The following is a 15,878-nucleotide window of genomic DNA, read 5'->3' on the forward strand; positions in this document are numbered from 1 at the left end:
CACGGGTGAATTCGCGGGCGACGCGGCGTCGTCGAGGGGCCGACAGATGGCCGACGAGGGACCGGGACAGGAGGGGCAGTGGAGCCGACGACGCAGGACACGCCGCAGCCGCCGGGACGTCGCCGCGGACTGCGCCCGCCGCTCTGGGCGGCGGTGGCGGCGCTCGGCATCGTCGCGCTCACCGTCGCCGCCGCCGTCGTGGGCCCGCGCATGTCCGCCCCGCCGCAGGAGTGCCCGGCGATCGGCTACTCCAGCATGCTCACGGTGACGCTCGAGGGGGACACGTCGGCGGTGGCGGTCCTGCAGGTGCGCGACGGCGAGCAGTGGCAGCCGCCCTACCCGCCGGACGCGGAGGTGCCCGCCATCCCGACGTCGCACGACGGCGACACCTGGACCTTCACCCTCGTCTCCGCGCCGCGCTCGGTCATGCTCCGTGCGCTGGACGACGACGGCGAGGTGCTCGCGCGGACGCAGATCGACGTCGGCTGGGTGCGCGTGGGCGGGACGGCCGAGTGCGGCGGCCCCGGGGAGGCCGAGACCACCTGGGTGCTGTGACCCCGATGTGCGGTTACGCGAGCGGCGGGCGCGTCATCGCCGCGGCTTCCGGGCGCGGAACCTGACGTTCCCGTCCTCCTGCGTCGGGGCGGCCCCGGCGCGGGCGTCGAGCCAGGCGAGGAGCTCGGGCCACAGCGTGTCGCGCAGGCCGCGGCGGAAGAAGCCCAGGTGCCCGATCGCGTCCACGCCGCCGTCGGTGGGGCTCCAGGTGCGGCGCTCGACCCGGGCGGCGGTGAGGCGGTCGATGATCGCGTCGATCTGCGCGGGGGTGGACCACGGGTCGTCGGTGAACCCGACGGCGAGGACGTCGCCGGTGACGCGCGCGGCGTCCGCGGCGGCGTGCATCGTCGGGTCGTCGAAGAAGTAGCCGGGCAGCCTCGTCCAGCGGCTCCACTCGAGCATGGCGGCGGCGGGCACGTCCTCACCGAGGCCCATCCGGCGGCCGGGCACGTAACCCAGCACCCGGGCCGCCACGGGGCCGAGCACCCGCAGGATCAGCCGGACGCGCGCCCGCTCGGCGCGGTCGGGGATCGTGGAGATCGCCGCGACGTGCGACGCGACCGTGACGAACCCGGCCAGGCCCCGCGAGCCGTACCCCAGCGCGAGCGCGTGCCCGCCGACGCTGTGCCCGATCGCCAGCTGCGGCACGTCGCCGAACCGCGGGCGCGCCCACGCGGCGACGGCGGGCACGTCGTCGGCCATCCAGTCCCGCATGCGCACACCGCGGTGCTCCCGCGGGCTGCCGGACCGGCCGGTGCCGCGGTAGTCGTACGTGATCGCCACGTACCCGTGCTCGGCCAGGAACTCCGCGAACCCCGTGTACAGGCGCTCGGGAACGGCCGTCGCCGAGTGGATCACCACGACACCGCGCGGCGTCCCCTCGACGGGCTTGCGCACCGTGCCGACGACCCAGCCACCCGCCGGGATCTGGATCCGCAGCTCGTCGGAGTCCACGGTCGCGGGGGTGTCGCTTCGCATGCGAGAACCCTAGTGGCCGCCCCGACTCGCGCGGAGACGCTCCCGGGCCGGTCGATGGCGGCAGGACGCCGGGGACACCCCACGTCCGCCGACCAGTGACTCCCACGGGCGCGGGCGGCGGGGGATCGGACGAACGATCGACCTGCACGCCGGTACCGGACCGGCACAGGTTCGAAGGAGCGTCCGATGACCACCCCTCTGAGCGAGAGCACGACCACGACGACAGACACCAGCACCACGAGCACCACGAGCGCCGCCACCTCGTTGCCGACCGCGCCCGCGCTGAAGCTGGAGCTCGTCGTCGTCCCCGTCGCGGACGTCGACCGGGCGAAGGCGTTCTACGAGCGCCTGGGCTGGACCCTCGACGTCGACCTGGTGGTCGACGACACGTACCGCGTCGTCGAGTTCACCCCGCCCGGGTCGCCGGCGTCGATCATCGTCGGGACGGGGGTCACGGACGCGGCGCCGGGCTCGGCGCGCGGCCTGCACCTGGTCACCCGGGACATCGAGGCGACGCGCGCCGACCTGCTCGCGCGCGGCGTCGAGGTCAGCGACGTCTTCCACGACGTCGGCGGGGTGTTCCACCGCGCCGACCCGGCGACGCGGGCGACGGGCCTGGCGCCCGGGCGCGCGTCGTACGGCTCGTTCGTCGAGCTCGCCGACCCCGACGGCAACACGTGGACGGTCCAGGAGATCACCGAGCGCATCCCCGGCCGCGTCACCCAGGCGCGTTACGACTCCGCGGCCGAGCTGGCCGACGCGCTGCGCGCGGCCGCGGCGGCCCACGGCGAGCACGAGGCGCGCACCGGCCAGGAGGACGCGAACTGGCCCGACTGGTACGCCGAGTACCTCGTGCGGGTCGCGGCGGGGCAGCAGCCGCCGGAGTGACCACCCGCACACCCGGGTCCTCGCCGTGCCCGGGCCAGGGGCCCGGGCACGCCCCGGGGGAGCGGCCCTGGGGTCGCGGCCAGTGACCGCCCCTGGCGCCTTCGCCCCGGCCCGGGCGGGAGTCTCGGAGAGCGGGGGACGACCCCCGCAGCTCCCGCACCTCCACGCAGCTTCCCGAAGGGAACGGCCATGCCCGTCATCCGCTTTCACCTCGACTCCACGCTCAGCGCCCCGGAGGTCCTCGCCGTGCTGACCGACTTCTCGGCCGCACGCCCGGAGGCCTGGCCGACGATCGACGCCGAGCACTTCGAGGTCCACGGCCTCGGTGCGGACTGGGCCGACGTCACGGAGGGCACCGCGGCCGCGTGGGAGCACGCGCGCTACGAGTGGGACGCTGACGCCGGCCGCGTCGACATCACCACGCTCGACTCGAAGGTCTTCGGCCCCGGCGGGGGCTGGGTCTTCCAGGTCACGCCGAACGGCTCCGGCTCCCGGGTCGACGTCGAGCTCACCCGCCACCCGGCGTCCCTCAAGGGCAAGCTCCTCGCCGCGCTGCTGCCGCTCGTGGCGCCGAAGTCGCTCCGCACCTCCTTCAGCGGGCCCCTGCACGCGGCCGCCTGACCGCCGCGCACACCACCCCCTCACCCCGCACCACCGGCGGCGAGGCCGCCGGCTCCGAAAGGAAGCAGACCATGTCCGAGAACGCCCCCGCCGTCGAGAACACCGCCCCGCAGCGCGTCTGGCTCGTCACCGGCAGCTCCCGCGGCTTCGGCCGCGCCATCGTCGAGGCGGTGCTCGAGCACGGCGACGCCGTCGTCGCGACGGCCCGCCGCGTGGACGACCTCGCGCCGCTGGTCGAGCGCTTCGGCACCGACCGCGTGCTCCTCGCCCCGCTCGACGTCACCGACCCCGAGGCGGCGCGCGCCACCGTCGCCGCCGCGGTCGAGCGCTTCGGCCGGCTCGACGTCGTCGTGAACAACGCCGGCTACGCCGACAGCGCCTCGATCGAGGAGATGCCCGAGGACGTCTTCCGGCACCAGATCGACACCAACCTGTACGGCGTCATCAACGTCACGCGGGCGGCCCTGCCCGTGCTGCGCCGACAGCGCTCCGGGCTGTTCCTCCAGTTCTCCTCCATCGGCGGCCGCGTGGGCGGCACGCCGGGGCTCGGGGCGTACCAGGCGGCGAAGTTCGGCGTCGAGGGGTTCTCCGAGGTGCTCGCCACCGAGGTGGCGCCGTTCGGCGTGCGCGTCGTCATCGTCGAGCCGGGCGCGTTCCGCACCGACTGGCAGGGCGGCTCGATGCGCCGGTACCCGGCCGGCGACGACTACGCGACGACCGTCGGCGCGATCAACGACCTGCGGACCGAGATCGACGGCACCCAGGCCGGCGACCCGGCGCGGGGCGCCCGCCTGCTCGTGAGCCTCCCGGACCTGCCCGCCCTCCCCGCGCGTCTGCCCCTCGGCTCCGACGCCGTCGAGCGCGCCCTCGCGGGCGACCGCCGCCGGATCGAGGAGACCGAGGCGTGGGCCGCCACGAGCCGCACCACCGACTTCGCTCCGGCCGCGGCCGGCGCCACCGCGGGCGGCGACCGATGAGCGCCCCGACCTGGTTCGTCACCGGCGCCGGGAGCGGGCTCGGGCTGGCGCTCGCGGAGCACGTGCTCGCGTCCGGGGACCGGGTGGTGCTCGCCGCCCGCGGCGAGCACGGCCTCGAGGACCTGCTGGCCCGTTACCCGGAGACGGCGCTGCCGGTCGTCCTCGACGTCACCGACCCGGCCCAGCGCCGGGACGCCGTGGGCCGGGCGACCGCCTGGGCGGGCGGCATCGACGTCCTCGTGAACAACGCGGGCATCGACTTCCTCGGCGCGATCGAGGAGCAGACCGAGGCCGACTCCCGCGCCCAGCTCGAGGTGAACTTCTTCGCCCCGCTCGAGCTCACGCGCCTCGTCCTGCCCGGTATGCGGGCCCGCCGCACCGGCACGATCGTCAACGTGTCGTCGATGGACGGCGTCGCGAGCCTGCCCGGCAACGCCCTCTACTCCGCGAGCAAGTTCGCCCTCGAGGGCCTCACCGAGGCCCTGTGGCAGGAGCTCGCGCCCACGGGCGTCCGCGCGTTCGTCGTCCAGCCCGGGTCGTTCCGCACGGGCATCGAGCACCGGACGCACGTCTCGGGCGAGCGGATCGCCGACTACGACACGACCACGGGCCAGTTCCTCCGGCTCGTGTCCGGGGTGCCGCCCGAGGCGTTCCCCGGCGACCCGGAGCGTGCCGCCGCGGCCATCGCGGCGAACGTCCGGGCCGACGAGCCGCGGCGCTGGCTCGTGCTCGGCAGCGACGCGCTGCGCCGCGTCAGCGCCCGGGTCGACGCCTACCGCGCGGAGCTCGACGCCCAGCGCGTGACCGCGGGGGCGACGGACTTCCCCGGCAGCGGCCCGGCGGTGCTCTGACGTGTCGGCGACGGCGCGGGTCCCCCGGGGGCGGGCGTCCGCCCCCGGGGCCGTCGTGCTCACCCGGGCCGAGGACGCCTCGACGCCCTTCGAGATCTTCTTCGACCTCGTCTTCGTCTTCGCGCTCACCCGGGACGTCACCCTCGTCGAGTCGGCGCCCGGCGCGGAGTCCCTCGGGCGGGCGGTCGTGCTGCTGCTCATGCTCTGGTGGTCGTGGTGCGCGTTCATCTGGCTCGGCAACCAGGTGCGTCTCGACCGCGGGTTCGTGCGCGTCGGGATGCTCGTCGCGATGGCGGCCCTGTTCGTCGTCGGGCTCGTGATCCCCGAGGCCTGGAGCGAGCGCACGGGCGGGATCGCCCCGGCGGTCGTGCTCGCGGTCGCGTTCACCGTGGTGCGCGCGTGCTACGTCGTGCTGCTCGCGATCGTCGCGTGGGGGCACGCACGGCTGCGCACGCAGGTGCTGCTCGACCTCGTCCCGCAGTCGCTGTCGATCGGCCTGCTGCTGGCCGGGGCGCTGCTCGGCGGCGGGTGGCAGACGGCGCTGTGGGCGAGCGCGTTCGTCGTCGACTTCGTGGGCGGCCGGTCCGCCTCTCGCTACCGCGGCTGGCGGGTCGGCAGCGCCCGCCACTTCGCCGAGCGGCACGACCTGGTGCTCATCATCGCGCTCGGCGAGACGGTCCTCGCCACCGGCGCCCGGGTCGACACCTGGACGTCGCGGCCGGCCGTGCTCGCCGTCGCGCTCCTCGGCTTCCTCCTGACGGCGAGCCTGTGGTGGGCGTTCTTCGGGCACCTCTCGGGCGACGCGGCGCACGCCCTCGCGGGCACCGACCGGTCGCGGCGCTCGGTGCTCGCGCGCGACGGGTACACCTTCGGCCACCTCCCGATCGTGGGCGGGGTCGTGCTCGTCGCCCTCGGCGTCGCCCTGCTGCTCGACGACGTCGCGCACGCGCCGGACGCCCCCGCCCACGGCATCGCCGTGGTCGCCCTCGCCGGCGGGGCCGTGAGCTTCCTGGCCGGCCTCGAGACGTTCCGGTGGGTGCTGCTGCGCACGTGGCGGCCGGCGTCGTCCGTCGGGGCCGTCGCGGTGGTGGCCGCCGCCCTTGCCTCCGGGTGGGTGCCCGCGTGGGCGTTCGCGGCCGCGGTCACCGGGGCGGTCGCGGTCACCGCCGCCCTGGTCAGCCGGCCGGGACCATCGACTCCTTGAGCGCCGCGGCCAGCTGCCGACGTGACGTGACGCCGAGCTTCCCGAACACCTTGCGCAGGTGCCACTCGACGGTCCGCGGGCTGAGGAAGAGCTGCGCGCCGATCTCCGGGTTCGTGCTGCCCGTCGCCGCCAGCCGGGCGATCTGCCGCTCCTGGGCGGTCAGCTCGTCGACCGGGCCGACCACGGACCGGTGCACCACCTCGCCGGTGGCCGAGAGCTCCCGCGCGGCGCGCTCGGCGAAGGCGTGGGCGCCGAAGCCGACGAACTGCTCGTGCGCCACCCGCAGCACCTCGCGCGCCTCGACCCGGCGGTTCTGCCGACGCAGCCACTCGCCGAGGAGCAGCCGCGCGCGGGCCTCGGCGGTGCCGACCCGGGTGCGGCCGAGGACGTCGACCGCGGTGCGGTACAGCGCCTCGGCGTCGCGGTCGTCGGCGAGCAGCGCGGCCGAGCGGGTGGCGAGCCCGACGGCCCAGTCGGTGCCGGTCGCGTCGGCGATCTCCTGGAGGCGGGCGGCCGCGGCCGCGGCCTGCTCGGGCGCGCCGGCACGCACCGCCGCCTCGACGTGCTCGGGGAGCACCCAGGCGGCCAGGCCGATGTCGAACGGGTGCCCCTCGGCGGTGGCCGTCGCCGCGAGCGCGTCGGCGTACCGTCCGCGGGAGTTGTGCAGGACGCCGCCGTGCAGCACGTCCGACAGCCGCCACTGGGACTCGCCGCGCTCGGCGACCCGGCGCGCGACGGCGGCCGCGGACTCGTGCTTGGCCGCGTCGTCGCCGCGGTAGGCGGCGAACCAGCCCGCCCGGTCGGGCCCCTCGGGGACGTCGCTCGCGGCCATGATCTCCCGCGTGCCCTCGTAGAGCTCCTCGGCGTCGGCGATGCGGCCGCTCATGAGCAGGATCGGGTAGTGCTCCGACATCGCCATGGCGAGGGTCGAGAACGCGCCGTCGCGCCGGCAGGCGGCGACGAACTCCGCCGACGCGTCGGCGTAGGCGGCGTCGTCGAGCAGGACCCGGGCGACGAGGCAGGTCAGGGGGAGCCAGCGCATCGCGCCGACCTCGTGGCTGACGTCGGCCCCGTACCCGCGCATGGGGTCGGAGTCGCCCCGCTCGGCCTCGGGGTCGCCGTCGAGCGAGCGCAGCGCCGCGAGCGCCGTGCGGAGCGTCGGGGCTGCGGGCCCGTACCCGTCCAGCGCGAGGACGGCGAGCCCGCGCAGGGCCTCCAGCGCGGCCCGCGACCCGGGGGTGAGCGGGGTGGCGGGGGCCGCGGCGAGGATGCCGTGCGCGACCTCGGGGATGCCGACGCGGTTCGCGGACTCCCCGGCGAGCACGGCGGCGATGAAGGCGTTGGCGTACGTGACCATCGCGGCGTCGCCGTCGAAGGGCTCGAGCTGCCGGGCGGCGTCGAGGAGCATCGCGGCGCCGTCGCGCCCGGGGGAGATGTAGAACCGGACGTGGCCGCGGGCGAGGTCGACGCGTGCCTGCTGGTGCGCGTTGAGCAGCTCCGGCTCCACGCGGTCGAGCAGCCGTTGCGCGTTCTGCATCGCGCCGGCGCGGAGAGTGTCCTCGGCGGCCATGAGCATCCGGCGGGACCGCATCTGGCGGTCGGGCGTCAGCTCGGCCCCGCGCACGTGGAAGTTCGCGGCGGCGACGATGCCGCCGCGCAGGCGTGCGCGGTCGGCGGAACGCACCAGCTCGGCGGCGACGTCCTCGTCGAACCCGATCGTGCTCTCGGCGAGGTGCCACGCCCGGCGGTCGGGGTCCTGCTGCGGGTCGGTGGCCTCCGCGATCGCCCGGTGCGCGGCCCGGCGGTCGGAGGCGGGCTCCGAGGCGATGACGGCGGAGCGCACCAGGGGGTGCCGGAACCGGAGCCGCGCCCCCAGCTCCAGGAGGTTCTCCTCGACCGCGGGCGTGAACGCGGAGGTGTCCAGGGCGAGCGCGGACGCCGCGGCGAGCACGAGCGTCGGGTCGCCCACGGGCTCGATGGCGGTGAGCAGCAGCAGGCGCCGGGTGTCGGCGGGCAGCCGTTCGACGCGGCGCCGGAAGCCGTCCTCGAGCTTGGCGCTCACGCCGGTGCGCCCCTGCGCGACGGGGGCGGGGGAGAACTCCATCGCCCCGCGCCGGAGCTCGACGAGCGCGAGCGGGTTGCCGCGCGCCTCGGCGACGATGCGCTCGCGCACGGCCGTGTCGACCGGGCCGCCGACGACGGTGCCGAGCAGCGTGCGCGCGTCGGCGTCGTCGAGCGGCCGCACCACGAGGTCCTCGATGGCGGCGAACCGTTCGTCGACCGGCTCGCGGACCGCGAACACGATCCCGACGGACTCCGCGACGAGGCGTCGCGCCACGAACGCGAGCACCTGGGCGGAGGCCTGGTCGAGCCACTGGGCGTCGTCGACGAGGCAGATCAAGGGGCGGCTCTCGGCCGCATGGCTGAGGAGGCTCAGCACCGCGAGGCCGAGCACGAACCGGTCCGGCGCGGGCCCCGAGCGCAGGCCGAGCGCGACGCCGAGCGCCATCGCCTGGGGCTCCGGGAGCGCTTCCAGGCCGTCGAGGACGGGGGCGCACAGCTGCTGGAGCCCGGCGAGGGCCAGCTCCATCTCCGACTCGACGCCGAGCGCGCGCACCACCCGGCAGCCCGTCGCCTGCTCGGCGACGTGGTCGAGGAGCATCGTCTTGCCGAGCCCGGTCTCGGCCCGCAGCACCAGCGCCCGGCTCTCGCCGCCGCGCACGCTCGCGACGAGCCGGCTGAGCCGCTCCCGTTCGCGGCGACGCCCGATGAGGGTCGGTCCATGCGCACCAGGCGTCATGGTCGCAGAGCCTATCCGCAGCCCTAGCGCCCCGACAGCGCTCGGGTCAGCCGTGCTCACGGGCCGTCCGGGTGAACTCGGCGGTCGCGACACGCCACCGTCCGCCGGCGAACCGGTAGGCCAGGGCGAGCGACCCGGCGCCGTGCCGCGCACGCGTCCCGTCCTCGGGGTAGAGCGTGTCCTCGACGGCCCAGGTCCCGTCGGCGCGGTCGTCGGCGAGGATGTCGAGCTCCTCGTCCGAGGACTGCACGACGAGCCGACCCGGGCCGACCGCGCGGTCGATCGCGGCCCCGATCCCCGTGGTGGCGGCGAAGCAGCCGAGCTCGCCGTCCGCGCCGTACGCGCGGAACCGGCCGTCGGGGGTGAACAACGACTCGAGCTCGGCCCAGTCGCGCACGGAGGCGGCGCGGCAGAGCCGGGACTGCACGCGGCGCAGCTCCTCGAGGACGAGCAGCCGGTCGAGGGGCGCCAGGGGGTCGGTCATGCGCGTCCCCGTCGTGCGGTCGTGGTGCGGTGGGTCATCGGGGTCCTTTCGACGTGCGGCGCCGTCGGGTCCGGCGCCTGCTCCGAGCCTGGCGCCTGGTGACCCCGGGACCACCAGGGCAACCCCCTGGTCGACCCCCTGGGATCGCCGGCGCGCCGGATGCCGCACGACGCCGCACGACGCCGCACGACGCCGCACGACGTCGTCCGGGGGGCGCGTCCGCCCGTCGGGCACCAGTGGCCCGCCCGGTGGTCGTCGGGGACGGCCCCGGTGGTCCGCCCAGGGGGAGCGACCGGCGCCTTGCCGGTGGCCCGCACGCGACCGTGGCCTGCATGAACACGCACACCACACCGCCCGACGGCCCCTGGCCGACCGTCCCCCGACCTCCCGTCCCGGGAGCGCCCGTCCCTGGACCGACCGACCCGCGACCGACCGCGCACGCCGCGCACGCCGGCCCCCGCAGGGTCCGCCTCCTCACCGTGCGCGCCCTCGCCGTCCTCGGCGCGCTCGCCGTGCTGCTCGCCTGCTGGGGCTCGCTCCTGCCGCCGGCGCACGCGGCCGCCCGGCCCGCACCGCCGGTCACGCCGGTCGTGCACGTCGACTCCGGCGCCCTCCAGGGGGCCGAGACGCCGGCCGGCCTGGAGTTCCGCGGCGTCCCGTACGCGGCACCGCCCACGGGCGAGCTGCGCTGGGAGCCGCCGCAGCCGGTCGCCCCCTGGTCCGGCGTCCGCGAGGCGACCACGTACTCGCCGGTCTGCCCGCAGGCGCCCCCGAGCCCCAACGGCCAGAGCGAGGACTGCCTCTACCTCAACGTCACCGTCCCCGCCGGCACCCGGGCCGACGCGAAGCTCCCGGTGATCGTGTGGATCCACGGCGGCGGCTTCGAGCTCGGGGAGGGCGCCGACTACGAGGCGTCCGACCTCGCGTCGCACGGCGCCGTGGTCGTGACGATCAACTACCGCCTCGGGCTGCTCGGGTTCCTCTCGCACCCCGCGCTGGCGGACCGTGACGGGGCCAGCGGCAACTACGGCCTCATGGACCAGCAGGCCGCGCTGCGCTGGGTGCACCGCAACGTCGCCGGCTTCGGCGGCGACGCCGGGAACGTGACGATCGCGGGCCAGTCGGCCGGCGGGCTGTCGGTCGCAATGCACCTCGCCTCACCCGGGGCCAAGGGGCTGTTCCAGCGCGCGGTGATCCAGAGCGGGGCGTTCGCCCCGGTGCAGAAGCCGCTCGCGCGGGCCGAGCGCGAGGGCGTCGCGTCCGCGACGGAGGTCGGCTGCGGCGACGGGAGCGCCCGGCAGGTCGCCGCGTGCCTGCGCGACGTGCCCGTCGACACCCTGGTCGCGCACCAGCCGCTGTCGATCACGCCCGGCGTCGTCGACGGCGCCGTGCTGCCGCGGTCGGTCGGCAACGCCGTCGCGACCGGGCGCTTCCACCGGGTGCCGATCCTCAACGGCGTCAACACCCAGGAGAACCGCATCTTCACCACGCTCGGCCTGAGCGTGACGCGGGGGGCCACGGCCGTGCTGCCCGGGCCGATCGACGCGTCGAACTACGAGTCCACCATCGCCACGAACTTCGGGGTCGACGCGCGGACGGCGGCGTTCATCGCCAAGGCCTACCCGCTGTCGAGGTACGTCTCGCCGGCGCAGGCGTTCAGCGTGCTGAACTCCGACGCCAACTTCTCGTGCCCGGCGCTCGCGCTCGACGGCGCGGCGTCGGCGTGGGTGAAGACCTACGCGTACGAGTTCAACGACGCCCAGGCGCCGCGGCTGTTCGCACCCGACACGCTCGGAGAGCCGTACGCGGCCACGCACCAGTCCGAGCTGGCGTACCTGTTCGACCAGCCCAACGCCCCGCTGCCCGGAGAGCTCTCCCCGTCCCAGCAGCAGCTCGCCGACACCATGCAGGCCGCGTGGGTGCAGTTCGCCCGCACGGGGTCACCGGCCACCGCCGCCACCCCCTGGCCGAGGTTCGACCTGCGGGGGCAGCAGATCCTCTCGCTCGACGACCCGGCACCGTCCGTCGAGCGCGGGTTCGCGGCCGACCACCGGTGCGGCGTCTGGGCCGCGGTCGCCCTGTTCGGCACGCACTGACCGCGTCCCCACCGTCCGCATCCACCATCCGCATCTCACCACCCGCTCAGAGAGGCCACGTCATGATCGACAGAAGAGCGTTCCTCCGCACCACCGGTGTGCTCGCCGCGGCAGGAGCCGTCGGCTCCCAGGCCGGGCCCGCGATCGCCGGCCCGCCCGCCCCCGGCCCGTCGGCACCGCCGCCCGTGCTGCCGGTCCGCCCGGCCTTCCCCGAGATCAAGCAGATCCGCGCCGGGGAGCTGGACGTCGGGTACGCGGAACTCGGCCCCGCGCGGGGCACCCCGGTGATCCTGCTGCACGGCTGGCCGTACGACATCCACAGCTACGTGAAGGTGGCGCCGCTGCTCGCCGAGCAGGGGTACCGCGTGATCGTGCCCTACTTCCGCGGGCACGGGACGACGACCTTCCTGTCCTCCCGCACCTTCCGCAACGCCCAGCAGTCCGTCATCGCGCTGGACATCGTGGCGCTGATGGACGCCCTGCGGATCCGCAGCGCGGTGATCGCCGGCTACGACTGGGGCTCGCGCACCGGCGACATCATCGCCGCGCTGTGGCCCGACAGGGTCCGGGCGCTGGTGTCGGTGACGGGCTACCTCATCACCAACCGCGAGGCCAACGAGAACCCGATCCCGCCCAGCCTCGAGTGGGCGTGGTGGTACCAGTACTACTTCGCCACCGAGCGCGGCCTGCGCGGCCTGCAGAACCCGGAGTACCGCGACGAGCTGGCGCGGCTCGTGTGGACGTTCAACTCGCCCACCTGGTCGTTCGACACGGCGACGTTCGAGCGGACGGCGGCGGCGTTCACCAACCCGGACTACGCGGCGATCGTGGTCCACAACTATCGCTGGCGTCTCGGCCTGGCCACGGGGGACCCCCGGTACGACCGCCTCGAGAAGCGGCTGGCGGCCGGCCCGACGATCGGCGTCCCGACGATCACGATCGACGGCGCCGACGACCCGTTCACCCCGGACGGGGACGGGGCGAACTACCGCGCCAAGTTCGTCGGCCCGTACGACCACCGGACCTTCGCCGTCGGGCACGACGTGCCGCAGGAGGCGCCGCGCGAGTTCGCCCGCGCGGTCGTCGACGCGACCCGGCTGTAGGTGGTGCCGGTGCGCCCCGGGCCCGACGGATCACGTCGGGCCCGGGGCGCACGTCTGCGCGCAGCGCAACGGGCGGCCGGTGCGCGCACCGGCCGCCCGTACCGGCGAGCGGTCAGGAGACCTGGGCGGCCGCGTGGAGGACGGCGTCGGCGACCTCGACGGGGTGCGAGACCGCGACGGCGTGGGAGGCCCCGGCGATCTCGACCAGGCGGCCCCCGGCCCGCTCGGCCATGAATCGGACCGCCTCCGCGGGGATGTTCCGGTCGGCCCCCGCGAGCACGAACGTGGACGGCAGCCGCTCCCAGGCGGGGACGCCCACCGAGAGGCCCTCGCCGAGCGCCTCCGACGTCGCGGGCCGCTGGCCCGCGGCCATGAGGGCCGCCGTCCCTGGGTCGACGTCGGCGGCGAACTGCTGCGCGAACGCCTCCTGGCGGATGGCGAGCTCGGTGCCGCCCCCGGTGAGCGGGTAGCTCGTCAGGGCGTCGCCGAGGGTGCTGCCGGGGAACTTGCCCGACAGCTCGAGCGCGCTCTCCCCGTCGGCCGGGGCGAACGCCGCGACGTACACCAGGGCGGCGACGTTCGTGGCGTCGGCGGCGGCCTGGGTGATCACGCTGCCGCCGTAGGAGTGGCCCACGAGGACCACCGGGCCGGGGATCGACGCGAGGACGTCGGCGACGTACCGGCCGTCGCCGGACAACGAGCGCAGCGGGTTCGCCACGGCGGTCACGGGCACGTGCCGGGAGCGCAGCCGCGCGACGACACCGTTCCAGCTGGACGAGTCGGCGAAGGCGCCGTGGACGAGGACGACGGTGGGTCGTGCGGGGCGGCGGGCGGTGCTGAGGTCGGACATGAGGGTGGTCCTTTCGTGGTGGGGATCGTGCCGGGGATCGGTGTGGGTGCGGGCGGGCCGCGGCTCAGCGGCCGGGGCGGCGCTCGCGGATCTCCTGCAGGTACCAGGCGTTGCCGTCGGGGTCCTGGAAGGCGACGAACGAGGCGTAGCTGCGGTCCTGCGGGTCCCGACCGGGGACGCGCTCGCGGTCGCCGGAGTGGTGGAACGCGCCGCCGGCGTCGTGGAACACCTCGCTGACGTCGACGCCGCGCGCCCGCAGGTCGGCGCGGGCGGCCTCGACGTCGTGCACCCCGAGCAGCAGGCTGTCGAGCGTGCCCGGGGCCGCGGCGCTGATGCGCGTGCCGAAGGTGACCGACGTCGGCGACCCGGGCGGGGTCACCTGGACGACGGCGAGGCCGTCCGGCATGACGAAGTCGGCGTCCAGCCGCCAGCCGAGCCGGCCGACGTAGAAGTCCTTGGCCCGGCCGACGTCGGCCACCGGGACGATCACCGACTCGATCCTCAGCTCGCCGGGACCCGGGGGTGGCGTCGGCGAGGTGCCGGTGCGTGGGGCGGTCTGCGTGTCGCTCATCGTGCTCTCCGTTCGGTAGGCGGTACCTCCCCACCGTCCGGCGGGCGCCCGCCCCGCGGCACCCGTGCCCTGCCCGGGTCCACCACCGGGGCCACCCGGGCCCGGTGCCCTGGCCCGGGTGACCCGTCGTGGCGCCGGTACCCCACCCGGGCGCGACGCCGCGGGCGGCCGCGGCACGGTCGTCGTAGCCATCCGTTCCGTCACGAGAAGGGCCGACCATGTCTGCTCCGGATCCCCGCGCGATCGCCCGGCTGCGGTCGCGGCTCCCCTCGCGCGACGAGCCCGCCGGGCCCGTGCTCCTCGCGCTCGACGACAGCCCGTCCAGCCACCTGCCGGTCCAGTGGGCGGCGGCCGAGGCCGCGGCGCGGGCCACGGTGCTGCGGGTCGTGCGGAGCGTGGCGACGCCGCCCCCGGTCGTCGCCCCCACGACCCCCTGGGGCACGTGGTACCCGTGGACGTCGGACGACGACCGCAGCCCCGTCGCCGCGGCTTGGGACGCCGCGCGGGCGGACCTGGAGGAGGTCGTGCGGCAGGCGCACGCGGTCGACCCGCGGCTCGACATCGCGACCGCCCTTACGCCGGCCGGGGCGGCGGGCGCGCACGGGGACGCCGCCGACACTCTCCAGGTCGTGGGGCGGCGCCGCCGCCCGCGCGCCCTGGGCGGGGCGGCGCCCGCCGCGGCCCGGCGGACGGCGCGGCGGACCGGGCGCCCCGTGGCGGTCGTCGCGCTCGCGGGTTCCTCGCAGCCCGGGCCCTCCGCGCACCGCGTCGTGGTGGCGCTGCGCCCCGGGGCGGACCCGACCGCGGTGCTGGACGTGGCCTTCCGCGCCGCGGCACGTCGCCGCGTCGGCGTCACCGTGCTGCACGTGCCGGGGAGGGACCTCCCGGCGACCGTCGACGCGGAGATCCTCGCCGAGGTCCTGGACCCCTACGACCAGGTCTTCCCCGACGTCGACGTGCGGGCCCGGCAGGCCCCCGCGCTCGCCCGGGCGGTGGTGCAGGAGTCGGTCGGTGCCGTGCTCACCGTCGTGGACGCGCCGTCCCCGCGCGACGTGCGCGGAAGCGCCCTCGCGCGCCGGGTCCTCGCCCGGGCGCGCGGCACGGTCGTCCTCGTCCCGCCCGCCCGGCCCGCTCGGCGAGTCAGCGTGCGATGACGGGGCCGGCGCGCGCCGCGGTCTAGGCTCCGGGGCATGCCCACCGTCCTCCTCGTCCGCCACGGCCGCACGACCGCGAACGCGCAGGGCGTGCTCGCCGGCCGGGCGGCGGGCGTGCGGCTCGACGCGGTCGGCCGCGAGCAGGCGGCCCGCACCGCGGCACGGCTGGCGGGCGTGCCCCTCGCCGCGGTGGTGACGAGCCCGCTGGAGCGGTGCCGGCAGACGGCGCGCGCCGTCGTCGAGCACCAGCGGGGCGCTGACAGCGCGGCACCGCCGACCGTGGTCGAGCGTGGCATCACCGAGTGCGACTACGGGCAGTGGCAGGGCCGCGAGCTGCGCCGGCTGGCGCAGGACCCGTTGTGGTCGCAGGTCCAGGCGCAGCCGTCGGCGGTGACGTTCCCCGGCGGGGAGGCCCTCGCGGCGATGCAGTCGCGGTCCGTGGCGGCGGTGCGCCACCACGACGCCGTCCTCGGGAAGCGGCACGGCCCGGGCGCGGTCTGGGCGGCCGTCGCGCACGGCGACATCATCAAGGCCGTGCTGGCCGACGCCCTGGGCATGCACCTCGACCTGTTCCAGCGCATCGCGGTGGGCCCGGCGTCCGTCTCGATCGTCCGGTACGGGCCGCACCGGCCCGAGGTGGTGGCCGTCAACACCGATGCCGGCGACCTCTCCTGGCTCCGCGACGCCGGGCCGGCCGGTGACGCGCCCGTCGGCGGCGGGGCCGGCGCGGGGGCCTCCTAGAGTGG

15 protein-coding genes are annotated in these 15,878 nt (G+C 76.3%); 10 read left to right on the forward strand and 5 right to left on the reverse strand.

Features of this window, described 5'->3' with window-relative positions; genetic code table 11:
* Positions 1 to 78: 78 nt before the first annotated feature.
* Positions 79 to 555 (forward strand): hypothetical protein, encoded by a 477-nt coding sequence (locus tag ACH436_RS00600; protein WP_430558243.1) that lies wholly within the window; start codon positions 79 to 81, stop codon positions 553 to 555.
* A 33-nt stretch (positions 556 to 588) separates the two neighbouring features.
* Here the strand turns inward: ACH436_RS00600 and ACH436_RS00605 are convergent, their stop codons facing one another.
* Positions 589 to 1,533: an alpha/beta fold hydrolase gene (locus tag ACH436_RS00605; RefSeq protein WP_430558244.1), complete on the reverse strand. Its 945-nt coding sequence runs from the start codon at positions 1,531 to 1,533 to the stop codon at positions 589 to 591.
* Positions 1,534 to 1,719: 186 nt separating this feature from the next.
* Between ACH436_RS00605 and ACH436_RS00610 the strand changes: the two genes are divergently transcribed.
* The 5 genes from ACH436_RS00610 (at position 1,720) to ACH436_RS00630 (ending at position 6,074) form a co-directional block, all read left to right on the forward strand.
* The gene (locus tag ACH436_RS00610; RefSeq protein ID WP_430558245.1) at positions 1,720 to 2,421 is read left to right on the forward strand and encodes a VOC family protein; all 702 of its coding nucleotides are present in this window, start codon (positions 1,720 to 1,722) and stop codon (positions 2,419 to 2,421) included.
* A gap of 189 nt (positions 2,422 to 2,610) precedes the next feature.
* Positions 2,611 to 3,042, forward strand: a complete 432-nt coding sequence (locus ACH436_RS00615; protein ID WP_430558246.1) for a hypothetical protein — start codon at positions 2,611 to 2,613, stop codon at positions 3,040 to 3,042.
* Between the two features lie 71 nt (positions 3,043 to 3,113).
* Positions 3,114 to 4,019 (forward strand): SDR family NAD(P)-dependent oxidoreductase, encoded by a 906-nt coding sequence (locus ACH436_RS00620; RefSeq protein WP_430558247.1) that lies wholly within the window; start codon positions 3,114 to 3,116, stop codon positions 4,017 to 4,019.
* Entirely contained in the window at positions 4,016 to 4,870 is an 855-nt protein-coding gene (locus tag ACH436_RS00625; RefSeq protein ID WP_430558248.1) for an SDR family NAD(P)-dependent oxidoreductase, read from the forward strand. Before ACH436_RS00620 ends, ACH436_RS00625 begins: the two co-directional genes overlap by 4 nt.
* Before the next feature lies 1 nt (position 4,871).
* Positions 4,872 to 6,074 carry a low temperature requirement protein A gene (locus tag ACH436_RS00630; RefSeq protein WP_430558249.1) on the forward strand — a complete coding sequence of 401 codons (1,203 nt, stop codon included), beginning with the start codon at positions 4,872 to 4,874 and terminating at the stop codon, positions 6,072 to 6,074.
* Here the strand turns inward: ACH436_RS00630 and ACH436_RS00635 are convergent.
* Together ACH436_RS00635 and ACH436_RS00640 are read right to left on the reverse strand one after the other, a co-directional pair.
* On the reverse strand, positions 6,046 to 8,874 hold the full coding sequence (locus ACH436_RS00635; protein ID WP_430558250.1) for a LuxR C-terminal-related transcriptional regulator: 2,829 nt from the start codon (positions 8,872 to 8,874) through the stop codon (positions 6,046 to 6,048). The genes ACH436_RS00630 and ACH436_RS00635 overlap by 29 nt on opposite strands.
* 46 nt (positions 8,875 to 8,920) lie before the next feature.
* On the reverse strand, positions 8,921 to 9,358 hold the full coding sequence (locus ACH436_RS00640) for a nuclear transport factor 2 family protein (RefSeq protein ID WP_430558251.1): 438 nt from the start codon (positions 9,356 to 9,358) through the stop codon (positions 8,921 to 8,923).
* A 332-nt stretch (positions 9,359 to 9,690) separates the two neighbouring features.
* Between ACH436_RS00640 and ACH436_RS00645 the strand changes: the two genes are divergently transcribed.
* Together ACH436_RS00645 and ACH436_RS00650 are read left to right on the forward strand one after the other, a co-directional pair.
* Positions 9,691 to 11,454, forward strand: a complete 1,764-nt coding sequence (locus ACH436_RS00645; protein ID WP_430558252.1) for a carboxylesterase/lipase family protein — start codon at positions 9,691 to 9,693, stop codon at positions 11,452 to 11,454.
* Between the two features lie 62 nt (positions 11,455 to 11,516).
* Positions 11,517 to 12,557 carry an alpha/beta fold hydrolase gene (locus ACH436_RS00650; protein ID WP_430558253.1) on the forward strand — a complete coding sequence of 347 codons (1,041 nt, stop codon included), beginning with the start codon at positions 11,517 to 11,519 and terminating at the stop codon, positions 12,555 to 12,557.
* A 112-nt stretch (positions 12,558 to 12,669) separates the two neighbouring features.
* Here ACH436_RS00650 and ACH436_RS00655 read toward each other — a convergent pair whose 3' ends face one another.
* Both ACH436_RS00655 and ACH436_RS00660 read right to left on the reverse strand, forming a co-directional pair.
* The gene (locus ACH436_RS00655) at positions 12,670 to 13,407 is read right to left on the reverse strand and encodes an alpha/beta fold hydrolase (protein WP_430558254.1); all 738 of its coding nucleotides are present in this window, start codon (positions 13,405 to 13,407) and stop codon (positions 12,670 to 12,672) included.
* Positions 13,408 to 13,471: 64 nt separating this feature from the next.
* A complete protein-coding gene (locus ACH436_RS00660; protein WP_430558255.1) occupies positions 13,472 to 13,978 on the reverse strand; it encodes a VOC family protein in 507 nt (168 codons plus the stop codon).
* 218 nt (positions 13,979 to 14,196) lie between these two features.
* Between ACH436_RS00660 and ACH436_RS00665 the strand changes: the two genes are divergently transcribed.
* Complete coding sequence (locus tag ACH436_RS00665; RefSeq protein ID WP_430558256.1) at positions 14,197 to 15,132, forward strand: universal stress protein; 936 nt, start codon at positions 14,197 to 14,199, stop codon at positions 15,130 to 15,132.
* A gap of 36 nt (positions 15,133 to 15,168) precedes the next feature.
* The gene (locus ACH436_RS00670; RefSeq protein ID WP_430558257.1) at positions 15,169 to 15,873 is read left to right on the forward strand and encodes an MSMEG_4193 family putative phosphomutase; all 705 of its coding nucleotides are present in this window, start codon (positions 15,169 to 15,171) and stop codon (positions 15,871 to 15,873) included.
* The last annotated feature ends 5 nt before the right edge of the window (positions 15,874 to 15,878 follow it).

Source organism: Isoptericola sp. NPDC019693, assembly GCF_044389085.1.
Lineage (GTDB): Bacteria > Actinomycetota > Actinomycetes > Actinomycetales > Cellulomonadaceae > Isoptericola.

What these genes read in the sequence shown, in the direction of transcription:
- ACH436_RS00605 (WP_430558244.1), bottom strand. Translation starts at nt 1,533, where the DNA reads ATGCGAAGCGACACCCCCGCGACCGTGGACTCCGACGAGCTGCGGATC.
- ACH436_RS00610 (WP_430558245.1), top strand. Translation starts at nt 1,720, where the DNA reads ATGACCACCCCTCTGAGCGAGAGCACGACCACGACGACAGACACCAGC.
- ACH436_RS00615 (WP_430558246.1), top strand. Translation starts at nt 2,611, where the DNA reads ATGCCCGTCATCCGCTTTCACCTCGACTCCACGCTCAGCGCCCCGGAG.
- ACH436_RS00620 (WP_430558247.1), top strand. Translation starts at nt 3,114, where the DNA reads ATGTCCGAGAACGCCCCCGCCGTCGAGAACACCGCCCCGCAGCGCGTC.
- ACH436_RS00625 (WP_430558248.1), top strand. Translation starts at nt 4,016, where the DNA reads ATGAGCGCCCCGACCTGGTTCGTCACCGGCGCCGGGAGCGGGCTCGGG.
- ACH436_RS00635 (WP_430558250.1), bottom strand. Translation starts at nt 8,874, where the DNA reads ATGACGCCTGGTGCGCATGGACCGACCCTCATCGGGCGTCGCCGCGAA.
- ACH436_RS00640 (WP_430558251.1), bottom strand. Translation starts at nt 9,358, where the DNA reads ATGACCGACCCCCTGGCGCCCCTCGACCGGCTGCTCGTCCTCGAGGAG.
- ACH436_RS00645 (WP_430558252.1), top strand. Translation starts at nt 9,691, where the DNA reads ATGAACACGCACACCACACCGCCCGACGGCCCCTGGCCGACCGTCCCC.
- ACH436_RS00650 (WP_430558253.1), top strand. Translation starts at nt 11,517, where the DNA reads ATGATCGACAGAAGAGCGTTCCTCCGCACCACCGGTGTGCTCGCCGCG.
- ACH436_RS00655 (WP_430558254.1), bottom strand. Translation starts at nt 13,407, where the DNA reads ATGTCCGACCTCAGCACCGCCCGCCGCCCCGCACGACCCACCGTCGTC.
- ACH436_RS00660 (WP_430558255.1), bottom strand. Translation starts at nt 13,978, where the DNA reads ATGAGCGACACGCAGACCGCCCCACGCACCGGCACCTCGCCGACGCCA.
- ACH436_RS00665 (WP_430558256.1), top strand. Translation starts at nt 14,197, where the DNA reads ATGTCTGCTCCGGATCCCCGCGCGATCGCCCGGCTGCGGTCGCGGCTC.
- ACH436_RS00670 (WP_430558257.1), top strand. Translation starts at nt 15,169, where the DNA reads ATGCCCACCGTCCTCCTCGTCCGCCACGGCCGCACGACCGCGAACGCG.